Source organism: Metabacillus rhizolycopersici, assembly GCF_020075705.1.
Map to the genome: position 1 here is coordinate 87,419 of NZ_JAIQUM010000012.1, position 25,324 is coordinate 112,742.

The following is a 25,324-nucleotide window of genomic DNA, read 5'->3' on the forward strand; positions in this document are numbered from 1 at the left end:
CCTTTCATGTATACTAGTACAAAGATCATGAATTGAAGGAGGTAATTGTATGACAAAGTTAGATGAAACATTAACAATGCTTAAAGATTTAACAGATGCAAATGGGATCCCAGGTAACGAACGTGAGGTTCGGGACGTCATGAAAAAATACATAACAAATTATGCTGATGAAGTGTTTACGGATAATTTAGGTAGTTTGGTTGCTAAGAAAGTGGGAAAAGAAAACGGCCCAAAAATAATGATCGCAGGACACTTAGATGAAGTTGGTTTTATGATAACGCAAATCGATGATAAAGGTTTTCTTCGTTTTCAAACTGTAGGTGGTTGGTGGTCGCAAGTTATGCTGGCGCAACGCGTAACAATCTTGACGAAAAAAGGTGAAATCACAGGCATCATCGGTTCAAAGCCACCACATATTCTCACAGCAGAAGCGCGTAAAAAGCCGGTTGATATAAAGGATATGTTTATTGATATCGGCGCATCTAGCCGTGAAGAGGCGTTGGAATTTGGTGTAATGCCAGGTGATCAAGTTGTCCCTTATTTCGAATTCACGGTGATGAAAAATGAAAAAATGTTGCTTGCAAAAGCGTGGGATAACCGAATTGGGTGTGCAATTGCAATCGACGTCCTTAAAAATTTAAAAGGAACAGATCATCCAAATGTAGTGTATGGAGTTGGTACGGTACAGGAGGAAGTTGGTTTACGGGGTGCAAAAACATCAGCGAATCTTATTCAGCCTGATATTGCATTTGGTGTCGATGTAGGAATTGCTGGAGATACTCCAGGTGTTTCTGAAAAAGAAGCAGCGAGCAAAATGGGAGATGGCCCACAAATTGTCCTTTATGATGCATCAATGGTATCACACAAAGGTCTACGCGATTTAGTAACAGATACTGCCGATGAATTAAACATTCCTTACCAATTTGAATCTATGCCAGGTGGAGGTACAGACTCTGGTTCAATTCATATTTCAGCTAATGGTGTACCGGCGCTTTCGATTACAATCGCTACTCGTTATATCCATTCACATGCTGCGATGCTTCATCGTGATGATTATGAAAATGCAGTTAAGTTGATCACAGAAGTTGTGAAGCGTTTGGACAGTGAGACAGTAAATAAAATTACATTCGATTAATAGTAATCAAAATAAAAATGCTGGGGAGATTACCCAGCATTTTTATTATTTCTTTAATCCGTGTTCCAAAGTTGTTAACATTTCTTGTTTATCCTGCTCATTCGCATTTTGCCAAATAACTTCAAATAAAACACCTAACCCAGGAAGCATCTTTTCTTCACCACTTTGAATCGCATCAACGATTGTATCCTGTAGCTGATCCTGGCTATTTCCTGAAACATTCGAGATAACTGCATGACGTAAATTTAAATTCAACCTACACACTCCTTTGTATTTTCTAACTCTATATAGGTAAGGTTTGTTAAATAAACAAGAATTATGTATGATTGAGATGAGATGTTGGAAATGTACGTTAAAGGAGCAGGAATGTGGATCGAATTGAATCAGTTAAAAATCAAAAAGTAAAGCAATGGAGAAAACTCCATACAAAAAAAGAACGTGAAGCAACAGGAACGTTTATAATTGAAGGCTTACATTTAGTTGAAGAAGCTTTAAAAACGAAGGAAATGATTAAGGGTCTTATTGTTTCTGAAGATATAACGCTTCCTACACATTGGAATGTCGATCAGCTGAACATAATCTTAGTCACGAAGGAAGTCATGAAAGCAATTAGTGATACTGAGGCACCACAAGGGATTGCGGCAATTTGTGAATTTCAAAAGCAACATGCAGCTGATTCTTGGGAAAAGGTTCTCTTTGTTGACGGTGTTCAAGACCCTGGTAACTTAGGGACAATCATTCGCACAGCAGATGCTGCTGGTATAGATGGGGTTATTTTAGGTGAGGGGACTGTTGATCACTATAATTCTAAGGTTATTCGTTCTAGCCAAGGATCGATTTTTCATTTGCCAATTGTGAATGGGAATTTAATGGAGTGGCTTCAAGTTTACAATGAAAAACAGATTCCTATCTATGGTACCTCTTTGCAAAATGGGGTAAGTTATCGTGAGGCTTCATCGACCGAACAATTTTGCCTGATCATTGGGAATGAAGGAAGCGGTGTTAATAGAGAGTTATTACAAAAAACGACCAAGAATTTGTATATTCCTATTTACGGTGGAGCAGAATCATTAAATGTAGGGATTGCAACAGGTATTCTTCTTTATCATTTGCGTGGGTAACTTGCGGGAATAAAATGTTTTGATTATAATAAGATAGAAATTACATACAATCGGCTATAGAGTACTGAAATCACTATCTAACAATGATCCAGTCTAATGGAACGAGCAAGTTTTGTACGAGATGATGATTGTAAAACGAATCTATTTGCTATTTTAGTAAGTTGAAAAAATAAGTTAGCGGGTTCCGTCCCCTTACCTACATATGAAAGAAACGATGACAGAGACCAGTAATTTACAGTTCGTTCATTCAGGGAAAAAATGCCTTAGACTGAAAGCATTTTTTGAATTGAAGTAAATGAATTCACCTCTCGAGTTGACACTTGGACCATGCTTAGAGCCATGTAAAGGTGTTCCGGTTTTTACCGTTATGGAAATGAAGTGAGTCGTACGAAGAAAAGCAATGACTATGAAAGTGTCAAGGTGCTTTCGCTTTTCTGATCGGCTAACAAGGGTGGTAACGCGAATTCAGGCTCGTCCCTTTTATGGGGCGAGTTTTTTATTTTGCAAAAAAAGCTGTTAAAGCTTTTTAAATGAAGGAGGAAATGTAAATGCAGGAGCAATTAAAACAGCTTCAACAAGAAGCGCTTGAAAAAATTGAACAAGCACAGGATTTAAAAGCGTTGAATGACATTCGAGTGGCGTACTTAGGGAAAAAAGGACCAATTACTGAGGTGCTACGAGGAATGGGGAAACTTTCCGCTGAAGAACGACCAGTAATGGGGGCACTTGCAAATGAGGTGCGTGAAGCAATCGCGACATCGATTTCAAGTAAGCAGGAGCGTTTAGAACAAGCAGCTGTTGAACAAAAGCTGGCGAAAGAAACCATTGATGTCACATTACCAGGTAGACCTGTAAGGGTTGGTAATCATCATCCACTTACAGCGGTTGTTGAAGAAATTGAAGATCTATTCCTTGGAATGGGCTATCAAATTGCAGAAGGTCCAGAAGTAGAAACCGATTATTTTAATTTTGAAGCATTAAATCTTCCAAAAGGACATCCAGCGCGTGATATGCAGGATTCTTTCTATATAACAGAAGAGTTGCTTTTACGTACACATACATCTCCGGTGCAAGCAAGAACGATGCAAAAGCATGAAGGAGTAGGACCTGTTAAAATTATTTGTCCTGGTAAAGTGTATCGTCGTGATAATGATGATGCGACCCACTCACATCAATTTACACAAATTGAAGGACTTGTTATAGATGAAAACATTCGCATGAGCGATCTTAAGGGTACATTAGAGGTTTTTGCGAAAAAAATGTTTGGTGAAGAGAGAGAAATTCGCTTACGTCCAAGTTTCTTCCCATTTACAGAGCCATCTGTTGAGGTCGACGTTTCCTGTTTCTCTTGTGGTGGCAAAGGCTGTAACGTTTGTAAGGGAACTGGTTGGATTGAAATTTTAGGTGCCGGAATGGTCCATCCAAACGTACTTGAAATGGCTGGTTTTGATTCGAAAAAATATAGTGGCTTTGCATTTGGCATGGGACCAGAGCGAATTGCGATGTTAAAGTACGGTATTGATGATATCCGTCATTTCTATACAGATGACTTACGTTTCTTAAAACAATTTAAACGAGCTTAAGAACAAAAGCTCAGGGCGCCTCGAACAGGCCCGACAAGCATAAGACGCTCATGAATAGAAGGTTGTTCTTTACCTTTAATTCATGAGTGGCTTATGACTCGAGGGGCTAGGCGCTGGAGCTGGATGTCGTAGGCTTATCTTCAAGAGAAGAATTTTATAAATGCTTAAACAATAATAGGCGGAGGTTTTTAGCATGTTTGTTTCATATAAATGGTTAGCTGAATACGTTGATTTGTCAGGAGTTACTCCAGATGAGTTAGCTGAAAAAATTACACGTAGTGGAATTGAAGTTGAAGGTGTAGATGTTTTAAATGAAGGCATGAAAGGTGTAGTCATCGGTCATGTTGTTGAAAAAGAACCACATCCAGATGCTGATAAGTTGAATAAATGTCAAGTGGATCTTGGTAATGACGAAATCGTACAAATTATTTGCGGAGCAAAAAATGTAGATAAAGGCCAAAAAGTTGCCGTTGCGACTGTTGGAGCGGTTTTACCAGGAAATTTTAAAATTAAAAAAGCAAAGCTTCGTGGTGAAGTTTCACACGGAATGATTTGCTCGTTACAAGAGTTAGGCTTTGAAGCGAAGTTAGTTGCTAAAGAATATTCTGAGGGGATTTTTGTCTTCCCAAGTGATGCTGAGGTGGGAGCTGATGCGCTGCAACAATTAAACCTTGATGATGCAGTTTTGGAATTAGGTTTAACACCAAACCGTGCAGATGCATTAAGTATGCTAGGTGTTGCTCATGAGGTTGCAGCAATTTTAAATCGTGATGTAAAATACCCTGAAATTTCCTATGTTAGCACCGCAGAAAAAGCTTCAGATGCTGTAAAAATTAAGGTGGAAGCATCAGAAGATAATCCATTGTACGTAGCAAAAGTAATTAAAAATGTAACAATCGCACCTTCACCATTATGGATGCAATCAAGACTAATGGCAGCTGGGATTCGTCCTCATAATAACGTAGTTGATATTACGAACTATGTCCTAATTGAATATGGTCAACCTTTGCATTCATTTGATTATGATCGCTTTGGTTCAAGGGAAATTCTTGTCCGCCGTGCAAACGATGGTGAAAAAATTAAAACATTAGATGATCAAGAACGTACATTGACAACAGATCATTTAGTGATTACAAATGGGACTGAGCCAGTTGCATTAGCAGGTGTTATGGGTGGAGCAAATTCTGAAGTTCAATCAGACACTAAAACTGTTCTTTTGGAATCTGCATTATTTAACGGTCAAAGAATCCGCACAGCTTCAAAGGATCACGGCTTAAGAAGTGAAGCGAGCGCTCGATATGAAAAAGGTGTTGATCCAAAGCGTGTTCATGCAGCAGCTGAGCGAGCAGCACAATTAATCTCTTTATATGCAGGTGGAGAGGTGTTAGAAGGTTCTGTCGAAGTTCAATCGGCTACATTCGAACCTGCTGTTGTCAAAACAACGGTTAACAAAATAAATCGAGTTCTTGGAATGGATATTTCCGCAGAAGAAATAAAAGCAATTTTTGAGCGTCTTGGGTTCGGTGTAGAAACTGATAACTCGGTAATTACGGTCACTGTTCCAACACGTCGCGGTGATATTACAATCGAAGAGGACTTAGTTGAAGAAGTGGCAAGGCTTTATGGATATGATAATATCCCAACAACATTACCTGTAGGGCAAGCAATTCCAGGTAAGTTAACAGATTATCAAGAAAAGCGTCGTAAAGTCCGTCGATATTTAGAAGGATCTGGTCTTTATCAGGCGATTACCTATTCGCTTACAAGTGAGGGAAAAGCAGCGAAGTATGCACTAGAAGCTTCTGAGCTGACAAAGCTTGCTTTACCAATGAGTGAAGAACGCTCTGTGTTACGTTTAAGCCTGTTACCACATTTATTAGATGCGTTAAAATACAACTTGGCAAGACAAATGGATCAAGTAGCTCTTTATGAAATTGGGTCAGTCTTTCTTTCTGAAGGTAAGGACCAACAGCCACTAGAAAAAGAACGTTTATCAGCAGCAGTTACTGGCTTATGGCATTCACATTCATGGCAAGCAGAAAAGAAACCTGTTGATTTCTATGTTGTAAAAGGAATTGTTGACGGATTAGTGGATCTGCTTGGATTAACGAACCAAATCCAATATAAGCAAGCTAACCGCGCAGGAATGCATCCAGGTCGAACAGCCGAATTATTCCTTGGGGATAAGCTTATTGGATTCATCGGACAAGTGCATCCAACAGCTCAAAAAGAATTAGATTTAACCGAAACGTATGTGTTTGAACTATCATTAGTAGATCTTTTGACAGCGACAGTAGAAGAAACTCGTTTTGAAATCATTCCTCGTTTTCCATCTATCTCAAGAGACATCGCACTTGTTGTAGATAAAAACGTTGTTGTTGGGGATATTGAACAAATCATCACTGAAGCAGGTGGTAAATTGCTGAAAGATGTATCTGTTTTTGATTTATATGAAGGTGACCGTCTAGAAGAAGGGAAGAAATCTGTTGCATTCTCACTTCGCTACTTCGATCCTGAGCGTACGTTAACAGATGAAGAAGTGACAAAAACACATGAAAAAGTATTAAATGCAGTAGAAGAAAAACTCGGCGCAACATTACGAGGATAAAGAAAAGCGGAAGCGTCTTGATCAGCCTCGGGCTAGGCGCTGGACAATTCTCGAAGCCAAAACTTATAAAAAAAAGGGTAAGCACACGGAATCAGTGCTTACCCTTTTTTAATAAAAATAGCTACAGAATAGGACTTCCTCGCCAATCTTAGCAAAATACATGCGAAAAAGTGTAAAATACTCACCAAACACTTCCATTTACTAGCGAAGCCCTGAAATCAGAAAACTTCATAAAAAGGAGCTTGTGTTTTTTTCTTCATTCCAATTCTACATTATTGTCTTTTCGCTAACTTCATTGCTTTTTCAGTATTAGCAAAATGCTTTTTCGTGATCGTCGATAAAAACTGGCTGCCTCTTTTTTTGATAATATTTGCAGCAGCGATATCCACTTGTGCTCCTGCCCCTTTCGGAATCGTTACTCCTGCTTTTTCAGATAAGCGTTCAAACTCTTTTACGAATGAATACCTAGCGATAATTGATGCAGCTGCAACTGCTAAGTGGACTCCTTCAGCCTTTGTAGAAAAATAAATATTTTCCTTTTCAATGGTTTTCCCCTGAAGGTGTTTAAAATAAATGAGTGGATCAACAAACTGATCAATTAAAAGTCCATCAGGTTTTTCAGGAGCAATTTTATTTAATAAATGATTGATTGCTTGATTATGTAATAATGCTTTGATTTTTCCTTGTGACATTCCTTGTTGTTGAAGTTCATTGTATTTCTCATTGTGAAGTACTAATAAACTGTAGGGAATTGTTTTAATTAAGTTTTTAGCGATTGCGATAATTTGTGGATCTTTTAAATTTTTAGAATCTCTTACTCCTAGTTCTTGGAGTAGTGGTATTTGTTCCTTTTTTACATACGCTGCAACAACGGTAATCGGCCCAAAGAAATCACCTGTTCCAACTTCATCAGATCCAATAATAGACAAGCTTGAAATATTTGTCGGTGGTTGATAACCATTTGTTTGAGGCTTCTTCGTTGTACTTTTAGTGGGTTTGTTTTGAGTTTGAGCTTGCGTACCCCATTTCGCAGCCTCCGCCTCAGCAGTACCACCTTGGAATAGAACTTTACCAGAGTTATAGGCAGTAATCGTACACCCATTTACTTTCGCTGAAAAAACGGCACCTTGTGGCGTTTTTTCGGTTTTATTTATTGCATAATGATCTTCCATGCGTTTCATTGTTGCTGTGTTCACTTTAATAACTGAGTTTGCCAATAGAGACATCCTTTCATCTATACAATTTATTTTACAAAGTGCTATTTAACAGAATTATTTCGCATTAACGTACGGTTACCCCACAACTCTTTTAGTGAATCAAAGAACCGAAGATGGGGATGAAAAATCAAAAATGACGTACGTCTCGCTTTATTTTGTAATCATTGATTTTCTTTCCATACACTCAAGCTTCATGTTATGATAAGGAATAGGATTTGCCGGGAATGGAGGATTTATCGTTGTCAAGTCGCTCAAATTCGAAAACGATAGTAGAAATATATGGTCAACGATTTTCAATTATCGGTAAAGAAAGTACAGATCATATTCGTAAAGTTGCTTCAATGGTTGATCACAAAATGCGAGAGATTAATAGGAAAAGTCCTTCTCTCGATATAAATAAACTTTCTATCTTAACAGCTGTAAATGTTACACATGACTATGTAAAATTAAAAGAAGCATATGAAAAACTAGAGAAACAATTAATAGAAAAGGATTGAAGCTAAGAAATGCTAGATTTAGTGTTATGTATTATTCTTTTATTCGGAATACTCGTCGGCTTAAAGCGCGGTTTTATCCTTCAATTTATCCATTTAGCGGGATTTATTGTTGCTTACATTGTAGCATACCAGTATTTTGATGATCTTGCACCGAAATTAAAGTTCTGGGTGCCGTATCCTATAACAAGTGATAATTTGACATTTTTTACACTGATAGATAATGGAGATTTAGAAGGAGCATATTATCGTGCAATTGCGTTCGTTCTATTATTTATAGGGACGAAGATTGTTATGCAAATAATTGGTGCAATGTTAGATTTTGTTGCTTTACTACCAATATTAAAGCAGTTAAATAGATGGGCCGGTTCAATTTTAGGTTTTGTGGAATCATATTTAGTAATATTTGTTTTACTCTTTATTGCTGCACTTATTCCGATTCATCAATTACAACAAGCTTTAGACCAATCAATTCTTGCTGATCTCATCGTGAATCATACTCCATATTTCTCTGATAAAGTGAAAGAGCTTTGGATACAGTACACGTCATAACTTCTCTCCCCACTTAGAGAAGTTTTTTTGTGTTATAGTAAACTTAAAATTCTTGTACTGTGGATAAGCGCACGACATTAAGCGGAAGCGCCTAGCCCCTCGAGTCATAAGCCAATCAGGAATTGAAGGTAAAAAACACCTTCTATTCCTGATCGTCTTATTTGCCTGAGGATGATCAAGGCGCTTGCGCTTTTGTTCATATTAAAAATTGTACTTTTCTCTTAATTATTTGTATCATTTTAATGAGGTGATAAGCATGGACATACATAAGAAGGACGTAATTCGATTATTAGAAAAGATTGCAGTATTTATGGAACTCAAAGGAGAAAATCCGTTCAAAATATCAGCGTTTAGAAAAGCGGCAAATGCATTAGAGACAGATGAAAGAAGTTTAGCTTTAATTGATGATTTCACGAAAATTGCAGGGATTGGTAAAGGGACTTCTGCGGTAATAAAGGAATTTGTCGAAAAGGGAAAATCCGATGTATTGGATCAATTACAAGAAGAGGTTCCAGCCGGGTTACTAGCTTTATTAAAGTTGCCTGGTTTAGGTGGTAAAAAAATTGCAAAGCTATATAAAGAGTTGCAAATTGATGGTGTTGAAGCCTTGAAGCAGGCGTGTCAGGAAAATAAAATCCAAGCACTCGCGGGGTTTGGGGAAAAATCAGAAGAAAAGATTTTAGCAGCTATTGAGGAAATGGGAAGTCGACCTGAGCGCCTTCCACTAGTGTTCATGCTTCCAATTGCCGAAGACATTGAAACATACTTACTCAAATGTGACGGAATTGAAAGGTTTTCAAAAGCCGGTAGTCTTCGCCGGATGAGAGAAACGATTAAGGATTTGGATTTTATCATCGCAACGAATGAGCCAGAGAAGGTTCGAGATCAGCTTTTAGCCATTCCTGCTCTTTCTGATGTCATTGCTAGTGGAGATACAAAGGTTTCTGTACAATTGAGCTATGAATATGAAGTAAGTGTTGATTTCCGATTAGTAAAGCCTGCTGAATTTGCAACAACACTGCATCATTTTACAGGTTCAAAAGATCATAATGTTAGAATGCGCCAACTTGCAAAAGAGCGCGGTGAAAAAATAAGTGAATATGGTGTAGAAAATGTAGAAACGAATGAAATCAGGACATTTGCATCTGAGGCAGAATTTTATGCGTATTTTGATCTCCCTTATTATCCACCAGAGATTAGGGAGGATGGTTCAGAGGTAGATTTGTTTTTAAAGGAAATGAAAGTAATTCAATTAGAGGATATAAAAGGGGATTTACATATGCACTCAACGTGGAGCGATGGTGCATATACAATAAGGGAAATGGTTGAAGCTTGTCGTAAAAAAGGCTATAGCTATATTGCAATCACTGATCACTCTCAATATTTAAAAGTAGCAAATGGATTGACTCCAGAGCGATTGCGAGCACAGAGGCAGGAAATCGATGCATTAAATGAAGAATATGATGACATTACAATTCTTGCTGGTGTAGAAATGGACATTTTGCCGGATGGTACATTAGATTATGATGATGAACTATTGAGTGAAATGGATATAGTCATTGCGTCCATTCATTCGAGTTTTTCGCAATCACAAGAAGTGATTATGGAGAGGTTAAAAACAGCTTTGCATAATCATCATGTTGATATTATTGCACATCCAACAGGTCGTCTCATTGGAAAGCGAAAGGGATATGATGTAGATGTTGATATGCTCATCCAATTAGCAAAGGAAACGAACACAGCTCTGGAGTTGAATGCTAATCCTAATCGACTTGATTTAAGTGCTGATCATATTAGAAAAGCGCAAGACGCTGGAGTGAAACTTGTCATTAATACAGACGCTCATAATACGGAGATGCTCGAGGATATGACGATTGGGGTTTCAACTGCAAAAAAAGGGTGGATCCGAAGTGAGAATGTGATGAACACATGGGATATCAATCAGCTTAGGGCATTTTTAAATAGAAATCATCAAGAATGAATGGTCAATTGAAATGTTGTTGTTACTTATCAAGTTTGAATTGAAAAGAATCCCGTTTGTACTTAGTTTTAGTGTCTAGCGTAAAGTTCCATCTGCTCGTCATATGCTTGTCGAAGAAAGCAGAGTGATTTACGCTTTTCAAATTAGGAGGTTTACGGTTTGCAACAAAGAGTATTACAGGTTTTAGAATTTGAGAAAGTAAAAGATCAACTTATTAAGCATGCTTCATCCTCATTAGGAAAAGAAAAGGTAAAAGCGTTAATACCTTCAAGTGATTATGATGAAGTCATCATCTCACAGGAGCAAACGGATGAGGCTGCAAAAGTAATCCGCTTAAAAGGCAATGTACCACTAGGTGGTTTAGTTGATGTTAGGGCAACTGTAAAGCGGGCAAAAATCGGTGGCTTGCTGAGTGCTTCTGAATTAATCGAAGTTGCTGGAACACTTTATGCAGGACGAAATATGAAACGTTTTATTGAAAAAATGGTCGAGGAAGAAATTGAATTACACCACTTGCCAGAGCTAGCAGAGAAAATTGTACTTTTATTGGAATTAGAAAGAAATATTTCACAATGTATTGATGATAATGGCCATGTTTTAGACAGTGCTAGCGACACATTGAAAGGCATTCGTCAGCAGCTTCGAACAACAGAAGCAAGGGTTAGAGATAAGTTAGAGTCAATGATTCGGTCATCAAACGCAACGAAAATGCTTTCTGATGCAATTATTACGATAAGAAACGATCGCTTTGTATTACCTGTTAAACAGGAATATCGGGGCGCATATGGTGGCATTATTCATGATCAATCTAGCTCAGGAGCAACATTATTTATTGAACCACAAGTGATTGTGGATTTGAATAACACTCTCCAACAGGCAAAGGTTAAGGAAAAGGTTGAGATTGAACGAATTTTACGACTTTTATCTGATGAAGTTGCTGAATCAAGCAATGAAATTTTGCAAAATATTTATTGCTTATCAGAAATGGATTTTATGTTTACAAAGGCTAAATATGCTAAACAAATCAAGGGAATAAGGCCTGCTGTTAATAACGATGGTGTTGTTAGAATGTTTAAAGCACGCCACCCACTTTTGCCAGAAAATGAGGTTGTACCAAACGATATTGAACTTGGAACAGATTTTACAACGATCGTGATTACAGGTCCAAATACAGGTGGGAAAACAGTTGCTTTAAAAACATTAGGTTTATGTACTTTAATGACTCAGGCTGGCTTACAAATCCCTGCACTTGATGGATCAGAAATGACAGTGTTTGATGCAGTTTATGCGGATATTGGTGATGAACAATCAATCGAGCAAAGCTTAAGTACGTTTTCTTCTCATATGGTAAACATCGTTGATATACTAGATAAGGTTGATGAAAAAAGCTTAGTGCTTTTCGATGAACTAGGAGCTGGCACAGATCCTCAAGAGGGAGCTGCACTGGCCATTTCAATTCTTGATGAAGTCTATCACAGAGGGGCAAGGGTAATTGCAACGACGCATTATCCTGAACTTAAAGCATATGGATATAATCGAAGTGGAGTCATTAATGCAAGTGTGGAATTTGATATTGCAACACTAAGTCCTACCTATAAGCTATTAATTGGCGTACCTGGACGAAGTAATGCATTTGAAATTTCCAAAAGATTAGGCTTACAGGAGCATGTTATAAATACGGCAAGGGCGCAAATGAGTAATGAGCGCAACGAAGTAGATACAATGATTGCTTCATTGGAAACAAGCAAAAAAACGGCAGAGCAAGAGATGGTGGATGCTGAAAAAATCCGCAAAGAAGCCGAACAGCTTCATAAAGACTTACAAAAGCAAATCATTGAGTTTAATCAACAACGCGATTCATTATACGAAGAGGCAGAACAAAAAGCGAAACAAAAGGTAGAAGAAGCACGTCAGGAAGCAGAGCAAATCATTCAAGATTTAAGAAAAATGAGAAAAGAACAGCATGCTGCGGTTAAAGAACATGAGCTCATCGATGCAAGGAAACGATTAGAGGCGTCGGTACCAACCTTTGAGAAAAGTAAGAAGGTAGAGAAGCAAGAGGCTGCTAAACAAAGCTTTTTACCTGGTGATGAAGTGAAGGTGATAACATTTGATCAAAAAGGCCATTTAATTGAAAAAGTAAGTGACAACGAATGGCAGGTTCAAATGGGAATCATGAAAATGAAAGTGAAAGAAAAAGACCTTCAGTATATTAAGAGGGCTAAACAGGAAGTACAAGAAAAGCCGTTAGCGATGGTAAAAGGGAAGGACTACCACGTATCACTTGAATTAGATTTACGTGGTGAGCGCTTTGAAAATGCACTTCTTAAGGTAGAAAAATATTTAGACGACGCAGTGTTAGCCGGCTATCCAAGAGTGTCGATTATCCACGGTAAAGGAACAGGGGCACTCAGAACCGGTGTGAAGGAACTACTAAAGAACCATCGCAGTGTTAAAAATACTCGGTTTGGAGAAGCGGGGGAAGGCGGAACAGGTGTAACAATTGTTGAACTCAAATAGCGGGGAGAAGGTAAGATGAATAAATTTTGGGAGAACGAATTAATTCAAATTGCTGCCTACTATAGTGTTGCCGTTCTTTGTATGCTAGTGTTTTTAACCATTTTTGAGTTAGTTACAAAATATAAAAATTGGGAAGAAATCAAAAATGGAAATATGGCAGTCGCCATGGCAACAGGGGGGAAAATCTTTGGGATTGCTAATATATTCAGGTTTTCCATCGAACAGCATGACGACTTGTTACAGATGATGGGCTCTGGATTATATGGCTTTATCCTTTTACTCTTAGCTTATTTTATATATGAATTTATGACACCCACATTTAATATTGATGAAGAAATACAAAAGGATAATCGTGCGGTCGGCTTTATTTCACTTGTCATTTCGGTTGGCTTATCGTTTGTCATTGGCGCCGGGATTTAAGGAGAGTGTGAATTGGAGACTTTAGCGAAAGTAATGTTCGGCTTATGTGGTTTATTTTTGATAATTGGAATTATTTACTTAGTGTTCTTATAAATAATAAGAAGGGCTGACATCAATTGGTCAGTCTCTTTTTATCCTTAAATAATGCAAAGTAAATTCCAGTCTCTAGTATTAATGAATGAATAAAATAAATTTATCGGGTGTAAAGGTGGTGCTTATAGAAGTCTCAGTTGAAATGTGTCACAGTTTGGGCAATTCGATTGAATTTTATTTATATTTCTGAAAATAGAGAAATCTGCTATACTTTTTTTAAGATGGAAAAAAGAAGATGAGCGATTCCAAATTAACATCACTCCTTATTTATTTTACATTCTATATGTACAAAGATAAGAACTCACTCCGCCAACTAATGAAAAGGAATGTTGAATAAATTAATTCAACTAGAGGTTAACAATGAAAATTGCATAACAAGGAGGAGTAGAATATGGAAATTCAAAAACCATGGTTACGTCATTATCCGAAAGAGATCCCTCATGAAATTACCATTGAAGAAAAACCACTTTACGATTATTTACAGCAGGCTGCTGCTGAATTCCCAACGAATACAGCTATTCACTTTCTAGGAAAAACTCTTTCTTATACTGAACTATATGATCAATCTCTTAAGTTAGCAAACTATTTACAATCACTTGGTTTACAAAAAGATGATCGAGTATCGATTATGTTGCCTAACTGTCCACAAGCCGTTATTGCTTATTATGGTGTATTATTAGCAGGTGGAATCGTTGTCCAAACAAATCCACTTTACATGGAGAGAGAGCTTGAATATCAGTTAAAAGATAGCCAGTCTACATTTATTGTAACCCTTGATTTACTTTATCCAAGAGTGTCAAAAATGAAAGCGTTGACAAACTTGAAGCATATCATTATCACTGGAATAAAAGATTATTTGCCTTTCCCGAAGAATCTACTATATCCTTTTGTTCAAAAAAAACAAAAGAAACTAGTTGTTAAAATTGAGCATCAAGGTGATACGCATTTATTTAAAAAGATTATAGAGCTATCCGAACCAATTGTTGATTTACCAGAATCGAATCCAGCGGAGGATATTGCACTTCTTCAATATACAGGTGGAACAACAGGTTTTCCTAAGGGAGCTATGCTGACACATAAAAACATCATTGCGAATACGAAAATGTGTTCATCGTGGATGTATAAATCTAGAAGAGGTAAGGAATCGATGTTAGGAATCGTACCATTATTTCACGTATATGGAATGACAACCCTCTTGAATTTATCCGTGATGCAGGGCTATAAGATGATTCTTTTACCGAAATTTGATGCGACTGAGACATTAAAAACAATTCAAAAGTTAAAACCGACTTTATTTCCTGGTGCACCGACAATTTATATAGCTTTATTGAATCATCCGGATATTAAAAAGTACGATCTGTCATCAATTGATTGTTGTATTAGTGGATCGGCGCCACTACCACTCGATGTGCAAGAACGATTTGAGGAAGTGACAGGGGGATTACTAATTGAGGGGTATGGATTAACAGAGGCGTCACCAGTTACTCATGCAAACTTCTTCTGGGATAAGAGAAAAGCAGGAAGTATTGGTGTTCCTTGGCCAAATACTGATTCAGCTATTTTATCCTATGAAAGTGGAGGAATTGCTGAAGTAAATGAGTTAGGTGAAATAATCGTTAGGGGTCCTCAAGTTATGAAGGGATATTGGAATAAGAAGGAGGAAACGGAAGCTACTCTTAAAGATGACTGGTTACTAACTGGGGATGTTGGCTATATGGATGAAGAAGGATATTTCTATATTGTTGACCGGAAAAAGGATGTGATTATTGCTGGTGGGTTTAATGTTTATCCACGGGAAATTGAAGAGGTTCTCTACGAGCATGAAAAAGTACAGGAGGTCGTTGTTGCTGGAGTACCAGACCCATACCGGGGTGAAACTGTTAAGGCATATATAGTGTTGAAAAATAACGAGAATGCGACCCCAGAAGAATTTAATGAATATGCTCGTAAGCACCTTGCTACGTATAAAGTACCACATATTTATGAGTTTAGAGAAGAGTTGCCAAAAACAGCAGTCGGAAAAATACTTAGACGGGTTTTAATTGAAGAAGAACATGCAAAATATAAAAATGCGTAAATATTGAATATTTTTCACGTTTAAAATGAATATGAATTTAGAATAAAGCACAGTAAGGAAGAGGCTGATTATAGCAAATCTACCTCTTCTTTACTAGGTGAAGGATTGATTGGGTGGGTAAAGTCTTGACGGAAAAGTGAATGAAAATTATGAATGATTATTCATTCAATTCAAGAAGGAGAGACGCCCGTTGATACAGAAAAGACCCAAATATAAACAAATAATAGATGCGGCAGTGATTGCCATTGCTGAAAATGGTTATCATCAAACCCAAGTTTCAAAAATTGCAAAACAAGCAGGTGTCGCTGATGGCACCATCTATTTGTATTTTAAAAATAAAGATGACATTCTTGTCTCACTTTTTCAAGAAAAAATGGGTAACTTCATTGAAAAAATTGAGGACGAGATTAAAACTAAGCAAACAGCTTCCGAGAAGCTTTACTTTCTCATTGAGAAGCATTTCTCATTGCTTGCAGAAGATCATCACTTAGCGATCGTTACACAACTTGAACTAAGACAATCAAATAAAGAATTACGGATCCGAATTAATCAGGTGTTGAAGGGTTATTTCAATGTTTTGGATAAGATTTTAACGTCAGGGAAAGAAACGGGAGAATTTAGAGAAGGTCTGGATCTCCGCCTTGCGCGGCAAATGGTTTTCGGGACAATTGATGAAATAGCTACTACTTGGGTAATGAATGATCAAAAATATAATATTACGGAACAAGCAATGAAGGTTCACGAATTAATCGTGTACGGTTTTATTCATCAAAGCTAATGAAACTGTGGGTCTATATTCCAATTATTGATGCTTCATAACTCCTGTTATCTGTGAAAGTTTGTCTTACTATTCTAGCAGCCATCTAGGTTAGATTAGGTAGAAACATCGATGATTGCATTAAAGGAAAATAAATAGGAGGATTCAGATGAAGTTTATAAAACTTACTAAGGAGAAGTTTATTGCCGATGTAATAATCAATCATGAACCAGCAAACGCCTTATCAACGCACGTTTTACATGAGCTTTCATTATTGTTTGATCAACTTGAGGCAGATCAAGACGTCAGGGTCATTATTTTGCGTGGTGAGGGGCGGTTTTTCTCAGCGGGAGCAGATATAAAGGAATTTATTGGAGTTCCTTCTGGAAGGGGATTTTCTGCATTATCTGAAGTTGGTCAGCAATTATTTGAGCGAATTGAGACATTTTCTAAGCCAGTAATTGCTGCAATTCATGGTGCTGCCTTAGGCGGTGGTTTAGAATTAGCAATGTCTTGTCATCTCCGGCTTGTTACAGAGGATGCGAAGCTAGGTTTACCCGAATTGCAGCTTGGGATTATCCCGGGATTTGGTGGAACGCAACGGTTACCAAAATACGTTGGGACGGCTCGTGCTTTAGAAATGATGCTAACAAGCGAACCTATCTTAGGAGATAAGGCCGTACAGTTTGGATTAGCTAACCATGCATATCCTGAAGAAACATTAGTTGTAGAGGCAAAAAAGCTAGCAGCAAAGTTTGCAGCTAAAAGTCCACTTTCTGTGAAAGCGATTATTTCACTGCTTAATGCAGGAAAAAAATTTTCCTATCAAGAGGGTATTAAGCAGGAAGCAGCATGGTTTGGTGAAATTTTTGAAAGTGTTGATGCAAAAGAGGGGATTTCTGCATTTATTGAGAAAAGAAAACCAAATTTCATTGGAAAATAACTTCCTATTATAGTGTTGAAACCTATTTTATGAAAACATGGGGGAATGGGATATGAATATTTTCGTCATTATGAAAAGAACATTTGATACGGAAGAAAAAATCACTCTTCAAAATGGGCAGATCAATGAAGATGGAGCAGAATTTATCATTAATCCTTATGACGAATATGCGGTTGAAGAGGCAATCCAATTGCGCGATGCGAATAGCGGAGTCGTTACGGTCGTAACAATCGGGGGAGAGGACTCTGAAAAAGAGTTACGTACCGCGTTAGCAATGGGGTGTGATAAAGCGGTTTTAATTAATACGGAAGATGATCTAGAAGAGGGAGATCAATTTACGACATCGAGAATTTTGGCAGAATATTTTAAGAATCAAAAGATCGACATTATCCTCGGGGGAAATGTGACAATTGATGGTGGGTCTGGTCAAGTAGGACCACGTTTAGCAGAACTTTTAGATATCGCTTATATAACAACTATTACAAAGCTTGATATTAATGGTGATAAGGCAACGGTTGTTCGGGATGTTGAAGGTGATTCAGAGGTTATCGAGGCCACTTTACCACTTTTAGTAACAACTCAACAAGGATTGAATGAGCCTCGTTATCCCTCTTTACCTGGCATTATGAAGGCGAAGAAAAAGCCTTTAGATGAGCTCGAATTAGCTGATCTTGATTTAGAAGAGGATGAGGTTGAACCGAAAACGAAAACAATTGAAATCTTTTTACCCCCGAAAAAAGAAGATGGAAAAGTTTTAGCTGGAGAGATAGAAGAGCAAGTGAAGGAACTGGTATCGCTGCTTAGAAACGAAGCAAAGGTTGTCTGAAGCTAATAAAAGGGGACTCGGGAGAATGAAACCGTTCAAATCATAAAAAAGGGGGAAAAAATCATGGCAAGGAAAGTACTTGTATTAAGTGAGGTTCGGGATCAAGAATTACGGAATGTATCATTTGAAGCAATTGCAGCTGGGAAAAAAATTTCTGAGGGTGGAGAAGTTGTGGCTGTCTTATTAGGTGAAAATGTGTCTTCTTTATCCTCTGAATTAATTCAACGTGGTGCAGATCGTGTAGTGACAGTTGAAGATAAGAAACTTAGCACCTACACACCAGATGGATATTCCCAAGCTGTATTAGCTGTGATTAAAAGCGAAAATCCTGAAGGAATAATATTTGGTCATACAGCATTAGGAAAAGATTTATCACCTAAAATTGCCGCGAAATTAAACTCTGGATTAATTTCTGATGCAACAGCTATCGAAGTGAGCGGTGGAAATGTTATTTTTACACGACCAATCTATTCAAGTAAAGCGTTTGAAAAGAAAATTGTCACAGCTGGAATCATTTTTGCAACGATTCGTCCCAATAACATTCCCCCATTGCAAAAGGATGAAACAAGAAGTGGGGACATAAGTTCATTATCTGTTGAAATTAAAGATCTCCGAACGATTGTAAAGGAAATAGTTCGTAAGGCTTCTCAAGGGGTAGATCTATCAGAAGCGAAAGTTGTCATTGCAGGAGGACGTGGTGTAAAAAGCGAAGAAGGCTTTGAACCACTAAAACAATTAGCTAATGTACTAGGTGGCGCAATCGGTGCATCACGTGGTGCTTGTGATGCTGGGTACTGTGAATACTCGTTACAAATCGGTCAAACTGGTAAGGTTGTCACACCTGATTTATATATTGCATGTGGGATTTCAGGGGCGATCCAACATTTAGCGGGTATGTCGAACTCAAAAGTTATCGTTGCGATTAATAAAGACCCTGAAGCAAGTATATTTAATGTTGCTGATTATGGGATTGTAGGCGACCTATTTGAAGTAGTACCGCTATTAACGAATGAATTTAAAAAACTAAAAATAAATGCATAAACATAATACGGACCTACTTGAAGGTTAATAAACCCATCTTGAACAGTATCACGATTTAAATGTCAAAAATCACCCACCACTAAGCTGTTAGTGAATGAGAGAAGCGAAAATGAGAAGTTACTGTCCGTAAAAGATAAAAAGAAATAGTATGGTTTGATTAAGTAACAAAGGGGAAAATATGAGTGAAGCATAATGTTAGCTACTTTCGTAAGTAAGTGTTATACTTTAGTCATCTTTTACCTAAGATAAGGAGGAATAACAATGGCAATAACTCATGCAACAGATCAAACTTTCTTAAATGAAACAAACGACGGCGTCGTTTTAGTAGATTTTTGGGCACCATGGTGTGGACCTTGTAAAATGATTGCACCAGTTTTAGAGGAACTTGATGCTGATATGGGCGATAAAGTTAAAATCGTAAAGGTTGACGTAGACGAAAACCAAGAAACTGCTGGAAAATTCGGCGTTATGAGTATTCCAACTTTACTCGTTTTAAAAGATGGTGAAGTAGTTGATAAAGCAGTAGGTTATCAACCAAAAGAAGCTCTTGCTGAAGTTTTAAACAAACATGTTTAATAGTTGAGGATTGACTTTTGTCAGTCCTTTTTTTAATGCTTAAGAACTTATAAAATTCTTAAGAACTTATAAAATTCTTGTAATGCAGATAAGCGCACGACATCCAGCGCAAGCGCTTTTGTTCATGCATTCTTTTCCGACAGTATGCAACAATTATTGCTTGGGAAATGACTATAGGTAATTTGGCAATTGGATAGGAGTAGAAATAAATTAGTCATGGTAAAATACAATTAGAACCAAATGGAGTAACATCAAGTGACGGTAAAACTTTTGTTTTGGAAAAAATCCGAACCATGAGTAACTATTAATCAAAGATAAATTTTTACGTAAGGAGTGTTTGCTATGATCAATCAAATAAAGGAAAAGCTTGCACTTCTCCCTGATCAGCCTGGTTGTTATATTATGAAAGATCGCCAAGGGACTGTGATTTATGTCGGTAAGGCGAAGGTATTAAAGAATCGTGTCCGCTCATATTTTACGGGTTCACATGACGGAAAAACGTTGCGACTAGTAAATGAAATTGTTGATTTTGAATATATCATTACATCTTCAAATTTAGAGGCATTAATCTTAGAATTAAATCTTATTAAAAAATACGATCCGAAATATAACGTGATGTTAAAGGATGATAAGACATATCCATTTATTAAAATCACAAATGAGCGTCACCCTCGGTTACTTGCTACAAGAAAAGTGAAAAAAGATAAGAGTAAGTATTTTGGCCCGTATCCTAATGTTCAATCGGCACGTGAGACAATTAAGCTGTTAGATCGATTATATCCATTAAGGAAATGCTCTACATTGCCCGACCGTGTTTGTCTGTATTATCACATGGGACAATGTTTAGCACCTTGTGTGAAGGATGTATCGGAAGAAACAAATCGGATGATGGTAGAAGAAATTACAAAGTTTTTAAATGGTGGATATAAAAATGTAAAAGAGGATTTAACTGTGAAAATGGAAAAGTCCGCTGAAAAATTAGAGTTTGAGCGTGCAAAGGAATACAGGGACCAAATCATTCATATTGAAGCAACGATGGAAAAACAGAAAATGACGTTAAATGATTCAATCGATCGTGATGTATTTGGGTACGCATATGATAAAGGGTGGATGTGTGTACAGGTCTTTTTTATTCGTCAAGGAAAGTTAATTGAACGGGACGTATCGATGTTCCCAATTTATGATACTCCAGAGCAAGAGTTTTTAACGTATTTAGGGCAATTTTACTCAAAGGCAAATCATTTTATACCTAAGGAAATTTTATTACCAGATAGCATTGAATATGATTTAGTTGAAAAGCTGTTAGATGTTACGGCACTTCAACCTAAGCGTGGAAAAAAGAAGGATCTCATTCTTTTAGCTCATAAAAATGCCAAAGTAGCGTTAAAGGAGAAATTCTCCCTGATAGAAAGAGATGAAGAGAGAACGATAAAAGCCGTAGAAAACCTCGGTGAAAAACTTCAAATTCATACTCCACATCGCATCGAAGCATTTGATAACTCAAATATACAAGGGACAGATCCAGTATCAGCAATGGTTGTGTTTGAAGATGGGAAACCAGCAAAAAAACACTACCGTAAATATAAAATAAAAAGTGTTATAGGCCCAGACGACTATGAATCGATGAGAGAGGTCGTGAGAAGACGTTATAGTCGTGTTTTAAAGGAGGAGCTCCCGTTACCTGATTTAATTATTATAGACGGGGGGAAAGGGCATCTTGCAGCAGCCCAGGATGTTTTGGAAAACGAATTAGCACTTGATATTCCAGTTTCTGGTCTTGTAAAGGATGAAAAACATCGAACATCAGAACTAATTATTGGATCCCCTCCTGCGTTAATAAAGTTAGAGAGGAATAGTCAAGAATTCTATCTTTTGCAAAGAATACAAGATGAAGTTCATCGTTTTGCGATTACCTTCCATCGTCAGCTCCGTGGTAAAAATGCACTACAATCGATATTAGATGATATTCCTGGTGTGGGAGCGCAAAGGAAGAAGCTTCTTCTGAAACATTTTGGATCTTTAAAGAAAATGAAAGAAGCAAATGTTGAACAGTTTAAAGAAGCAGGCATGCCTGAAAATATTGCAAAGCAAATCTTTGAACATTTAAAAGAATAAGGATTGTTATTGTTAAAAAGATTTGGTATGCTTATCAGTAATTTCATACTTTGATCGTTAGTTTGTTAGATGATGGTAGAGGTGCGAACTTCATTAGTAACCAGTTTGAGGAGAATGGTCTCCGATGACAATTGGTAAAAGGGAAGCTCGCCGAAGCAATTAAAGCACCATTTGCTTTAATTGCTGGTTTTGCATTTAAGAGATGTAAAATTGTCAGGGGATTTTACCTTGGAGAGCTATCTCATTGTAGGAAACGAATTTATTCGTTTAGTAAGCAATGGGATGTTTTGCGTCCCATTGCTTTTTTTATTGCCAGGAATTTATAAAATTCTTGTACTGTGGATAAGCGCACGACATCCAGCTCCAGCGCCTAGTCCCTCTTGGGTCTAAGCCACTTTTGAAAAGGCAAAGTACGCCTTCTATTCAAAAGCGTCTTATACTTGTCGGGGCTGATCAAGGCGCTTACGCTTTTGTTCTTGCATTGAGACAGTGGATGAGTAATTGGTTGATCAGTAGCTCTAACATAAATCAAACAAGTTTGATCATTGAATAAGAAATGAAGGGTGAGATTAGTTTGGGAATTATCGTTCAAAAATTTGGAGGTACATCTGTTGGCACTGCTGAGAAAATTCTTAATGTAGCGGACCGTATCATTCAGGAGAAAGACAATGGTAACGATATCGTTGTTGTTGTTTCAGCAATGGGAAAATCGACGGATCAGCTTGTAGCATTAGCAGAGCAAATCACAGCTAAACCTTGCAAGAGAGAAATGGATATGCTGCTTACAACAGGTGAACAAGTAACTATTTCTTTATTATCAATGGCCCTAAAGGAAAAAGGATATGATGCCATTTCATTCACAGGTTGGCAAGCGGGAATTAAAACAGAGGCAGCACATGGAAACGCAAGAATTATGAAGATTAACCCTGACAAGATAAAAAGAGAATTAACAAACGGGAAAGTTGTTGTGGTTGCTGGCTTCCAAGGTGTTTCAAATGATCACCAAATCACAACATTAGGTAGAGGTGGCTCTGACACGACTGCCGTTGCATTAGCAGCAGCCTTACATGCGGATAAATGTGATATTTATACAGATGTTACAGGTGTTTTTACAACAGACCCAAGATATGTGAAAACCGCACGAAAACTAGACGCTATCTCTTATGATGAAATGCTTGAATTAGCTAATTTAGGTGCAGGGGTTTTACATCCGCGTGCTGTAGAATTTGCTAAAAACTACAACGTTCCACTAGAAGTACGTTCTAGTATCGAAAATGAAAGAGGTACGATTATTGAGGAGGACACAAAAATGGAGCAAAGTTTAGTAGTAAGAGGGATTGCATTTGAAGATCAAGTAACGAGAGTATCGGTATTAGGTTTGCCGAATGAATTAACAACACTATCTACCATTTTTTCTACATTAGCAAATCACAGCTTGAATGTTGATATTATTATTCAAAGCACGACAAGTGATAATAAAACATCGATCTCATTTTCTGTCAAAACAAGAGATCTTGAGGATACAATCACAATACTTGAGCAACATAAATCTGTATTGAATTATGAAAGAATTGAATCAGAATCAGGTCTCTCAAAAGTGTCAATTGTCGGTTCTGGCATGGTTTCAAATCCTGGAGTTGCTGCAGAAATGTTCGAAGTGTTAGCTAAGCAAGGTGTAGAAGTGAAAATGGTTAGTACGTCCGAAATTAAAGTTTCAACAGTCATTTCCGGGGAACACATGGTTAATGCTGTTGATATCCTTCACAGCGCATTTGAACTTTCAAAAGATACAACAAGAGTATAAAAAATAGGAAAAGCGCAAGCGTCTTGTTTAGCCTCAGCCTTAGACCTAAGAGAGGGATGGACGCTCGCGCTGGATACGAAAACTAAGTCAAAATTTTATACTTTCTTTCTTATCTTTTAAAAATAGAAAAGGGGTTTCACGATTGTGTTACCCCTTCTTTCATGGCTTTGTGCCTTATGGTTTTCGGTGACTTCTTTTTCCTAAAGAGGGCTCATCATGAAGTATATCTTTTTGATCCCACTTTACAGTGAAGATAACTTTATTAGCACGTTTTTTTTCTTGCTCATATGTTTCGGTAATGTAATTGTTCATCATTTGTAGTTGTTCAGCAAGAAAGCCTGCCTCTAATTGAAAAGTAGGTGCATTTGTTTTTTTAAATCGTAGTGAAATGAATTCTCCACTTAGTTCAAATTCCATTTCATTCTTTTTATTATGTAGCAATGCCAGGTTGCCCCAGCCGGCAATCTTAAAAAATTCAAATAGTTCCTCGATAGAATTTACCGGGTGTTTACGGGCCAAGCCTTTACCAGCCCAATACAGGATTTGAGGAAGATCTCGGCCAAGAAGATCCGGGAGAAGAACCTCTCTTAGTAATTCGAAACCAAATGCTGGTATCTGCCTATCCTTTAATTCTTCCAATTGAACGATTTCTAATTGTTTATTCACGGTATTCCCCTCTTTCTATGCTTTATTATATAACAAGAACTAACGTGAAAAACATGTAATATTAAGTAAAAAACAAATAGTTCTTTTGCTTCTGATCTTGTTGAAGATATCGAAAAGTCAGTACAACCCCCTCCTCTAAACGTGAGTGAATTGAATTGAAAAGAAGTGAACGAACGGTCGGGATAAATTCTAGTAAAAAACTCAGGGAAATCTTGCTTTATAAATCTAGTGAATTTAGTGATTTTGATAAGCCGTTATGTTTTTCTTTTAAGTATATTGATAAAATAAAATTATAATATTCAGATTCGCCTAAAAATTTGAATTTATGTACGCGTTTTCTTGACGCTCTTACTTTATCGGGGTAAAATGAACTTGTCACACGATATCTTGAAAAAGCTTATAGACTATGAGGTACCTTCTCAAAGTAAATGCGCTTGATCTTATACATAGATCAGTGGTGACCACCATTGATGATCGTTTAACTTTGGTAGGAAAGGATATTTTGTGTGAAAAGGTAAGGATTTTATTAAAAAACGTGGGTGGAATATTGATCTTAGGGGGTAAGGATAATGGCTGGAAACAGAGAGTTTGTGAATCGTAGACTGCACTCATTACTTGGTGTAATTCCTGTCGGTCTCTTTTTAATTCAGCATCTTGTTGTCAATCACTTTGCTACAAGGAGTCCAGAGGCATTCAATGAAGCAGCACATTTTATGGAGATGCTACCATTTAGGTATGCGTTGGAGATTTTTGTTATTTTTCTTCCGATTTTATACCATGCGATTTACGGTGTAT

At 37.3% G+C, this 25,324-nt stretch carries 20 protein-coding genes, 1 pseudogene, 1 riboswitch and 1 other annotated feature; of the genes and pseudogenes, 18 read left to right on the top strand and 3 right to left on the bottom strand.

Annotated elements, in window-relative coordinates:
• Nucleotides 1-49: 49 nt before the first annotated feature.
• Nucleotides 50-1,135, top strand: a complete 1,086-nt coding sequence (locus K9V48_RS08095) for a M42 family metallopeptidase (protein ID WP_224138234.1) — start codon at nt 50-52, stop codon at nt 1,133-1,135.
• Between the two features lie 45 nt (nt 1,136-1,180).
• On the opposite strand, the gene sspI is transcribed toward K9V48_RS08095, so the two are convergent.
• Entirely contained in the window at nt 1,181-1,390 is a 210-nt protein-coding gene (sspI, locus tag K9V48_RS08100; RefSeq protein WP_111613736.1) for a small acid-soluble spore protein SspI, read from the bottom strand.
• A gap of 113 nt (nt 1,391-1,503) precedes the next feature.
• Between sspI and K9V48_RS08105 the strand changes: the two genes are divergently transcribed.
• The 3 genes from K9V48_RS08105 to pheT all read left to right on the top strand — a co-directional run bounded on the left by K9V48_RS08105 (nt 1,504) and on the right by pheT (nt 6,447).
• Nucleotides 1,504-2,256, top strand: coding sequence for a TrmH family RNA methyltransferase (locus K9V48_RS08105; protein WP_224138235.1), 753 nt, complete (start codon nt 1,504-1,506; stop codon nt 2,254-2,256).
• Between the two features lie 205 nt (nt 2,257-2,461).
• Nucleotides 2,462-2,738 (top strand) — a binding site (T-box leader).
• Between the two features lie 66 nt (nt 2,739-2,804).
• A complete protein-coding gene (gene pheS / locus K9V48_RS08110) occupies nt 2,805-3,839 on the top strand; it encodes a phenylalanine--tRNA ligase subunit alpha (protein WP_224138236.1) in 1,035 nt (344 codons plus the stop codon).
• 193 nt (nt 3,840-4,032) lie between these two features.
• Nucleotides 4,033-6,447 carry a phenylalanine--tRNA ligase subunit beta gene (pheT, locus tag K9V48_RS08115; RefSeq protein ID WP_224138237.1) on the top strand — a complete coding sequence of 805 codons (2,415 nt, stop codon included), beginning with the start codon at nt 4,033-4,035 and terminating at the stop codon, nt 6,445-6,447.
• Nucleotides 6,448-6,719: 272 nt separating this feature from the next.
• Here pheT and rnhC read toward each other — a convergent pair whose 3' ends face one another.
• The gene (rnhC, locus tag K9V48_RS08120; protein WP_224138239.1) at nt 6,720-7,664 is read right to left on the bottom strand and encodes a ribonuclease HIII; all 945 of its coding nucleotides are present in this window, start codon (nt 7,662-7,664) and stop codon (nt 6,720-6,722) included.
• A 224-nt stretch (nt 7,665-7,888) separates the two neighbouring features.
• On the opposite strand from rnhC, the gene zapA reads away from it, so the two are divergent.
• From zapA to K9V48_RS08185, 13 genes are all read left to right on the top strand, one after another.
• Nucleotides 7,889-8,161, top strand: coding sequence for a cell division protein ZapA (zapA, locus tag K9V48_RS08125; protein ID WP_410429585.1), 273 nt, complete (start codon nt 7,889-7,891; stop codon nt 8,159-8,161).
• Nucleotides 8,162-8,170: 9 nt separating this feature from the next.
• Nucleotides 8,171-8,710: a CvpA family protein gene (locus tag K9V48_RS08130; RefSeq protein WP_224138242.1), complete on the top strand. Its 540-nt coding sequence runs from the start codon at nt 8,171-8,173 to the stop codon at nt 8,708-8,710.
• A gap of 256 nt (nt 8,711-8,966) precedes the next feature.
• A complete protein-coding gene (gene polX / locus K9V48_RS08135) occupies nt 8,967-10,691 on the top strand; it encodes a DNA polymerase/3'-5' exonuclease PolX (protein WP_224138243.1) in 1,725 nt (574 codons plus the stop codon).
• A gap of 159 nt (nt 10,692-10,850) precedes the next feature.
• Entirely contained in the window at nt 10,851-13,211 is a 2,361-nt protein-coding gene (locus tag K9V48_RS08140; protein ID WP_224138244.1) for an endonuclease MutS2, read from the top strand.
• A gap of 15 nt (nt 13,212-13,226) precedes the next feature.
• Complete coding sequence (locus tag K9V48_RS08145; RefSeq protein WP_224138245.1) at nt 13,227-13,631, top strand: DUF350 domain-containing protein; 405 nt, start codon at nt 13,227-13,229, stop codon at nt 13,629-13,631.
• Between the two features lie 484 nt (nt 13,632-14,115).
• Nucleotides 14,116-15,801 carry an AMP-binding protein gene (locus K9V48_RS08150; protein WP_224138246.1) on the top strand — a complete coding sequence of 562 codons (1,686 nt, stop codon included), beginning with the start codon at nt 14,116-14,118 and terminating at the stop codon, nt 15,799-15,801.
• A 190-nt stretch (nt 15,802-15,991) separates the two neighbouring features.
• Nucleotides 15,992-16,579, top strand: a complete 588-nt coding sequence (gene fadR, locus K9V48_RS08155) for a fatty acid metabolism transcriptional regulator FadR (RefSeq protein WP_224138247.1) — start codon at nt 15,992-15,994, stop codon at nt 16,577-16,579.
• 148 nt (nt 16,580-16,727) lie between these two features.
• A complete protein-coding gene (locus K9V48_RS08160; RefSeq protein WP_224138248.1) occupies nt 16,728-17,501 on the top strand; it encodes an enoyl-CoA hydratase in 774 nt (257 codons plus the stop codon).
• A gap of 52 nt (nt 17,502-17,553) precedes the next feature.
• A complete protein-coding gene (locus K9V48_RS08165; RefSeq protein ID WP_224138249.1) occupies nt 17,554-18,327 on the top strand; it encodes an electron transfer flavoprotein subunit beta/FixA family protein in 774 nt (257 codons plus the stop codon).
• Nucleotides 18,328-18,390: 63 nt separating this feature from the next.
• Nucleotides 18,391-19,368 (top strand): electron transfer flavoprotein subunit alpha/FixB family protein, encoded by a 978-nt coding sequence (locus K9V48_RS08170; protein WP_224138250.1) that lies wholly within the window; start codon nt 18,391-18,393, stop codon nt 19,366-19,368.
• Between the two features lie 261 nt (nt 19,369-19,629).
• Nucleotides 19,630-19,944 (top strand): thioredoxin, encoded by a 315-nt coding sequence (trxA, locus tag K9V48_RS08175; RefSeq protein WP_224138252.1) that lies wholly within the window; start codon nt 19,630-19,632, stop codon nt 19,942-19,944.
• A 342-nt stretch (nt 19,945-20,286) separates the two neighbouring features.
• A complete protein-coding gene (gene uvrC, locus K9V48_RS08180) occupies nt 20,287-22,059 on the top strand; it encodes an excinuclease ABC subunit UvrC (RefSeq protein ID WP_224138254.1) in 1,773 nt (590 codons plus the stop codon).
• A gap of 68 nt (nt 22,060-22,127) precedes the next feature.
• A riboswitch (Lysine riboswitch) is annotated at nt 22,128-22,306 on the top strand.
• A 327-nt stretch (nt 22,307-22,633) separates the two neighbouring features.
• Complete coding sequence (locus K9V48_RS08185; protein ID WP_224138256.1) at nt 22,634-23,863, top strand: aspartate kinase; 1,230 nt, start codon at nt 22,634-22,636, stop codon at nt 23,861-23,863.
• A gap of 174 nt (nt 23,864-24,037) precedes the next feature.
• Here K9V48_RS08185 and K9V48_RS08190 read toward each other — a convergent pair whose 3' ends face one another.
• Nucleotides 24,038-24,529, bottom strand: coding sequence for a YslB family protein (locus tag K9V48_RS08190; RefSeq protein WP_224138258.1), 492 nt, complete (start codon nt 24,527-24,529; stop codon nt 24,038-24,040).
• 569 nt (nt 24,530-25,098) lie between these two features.
• Between K9V48_RS08190 and K9V48_RS08195 the strand changes: the two are divergent.
• Nucleotides 25,099-25,324 (top strand): annotated as a pseudogene (locus tag K9V48_RS08195) (succinate dehydrogenase); the annotation flags it as partial.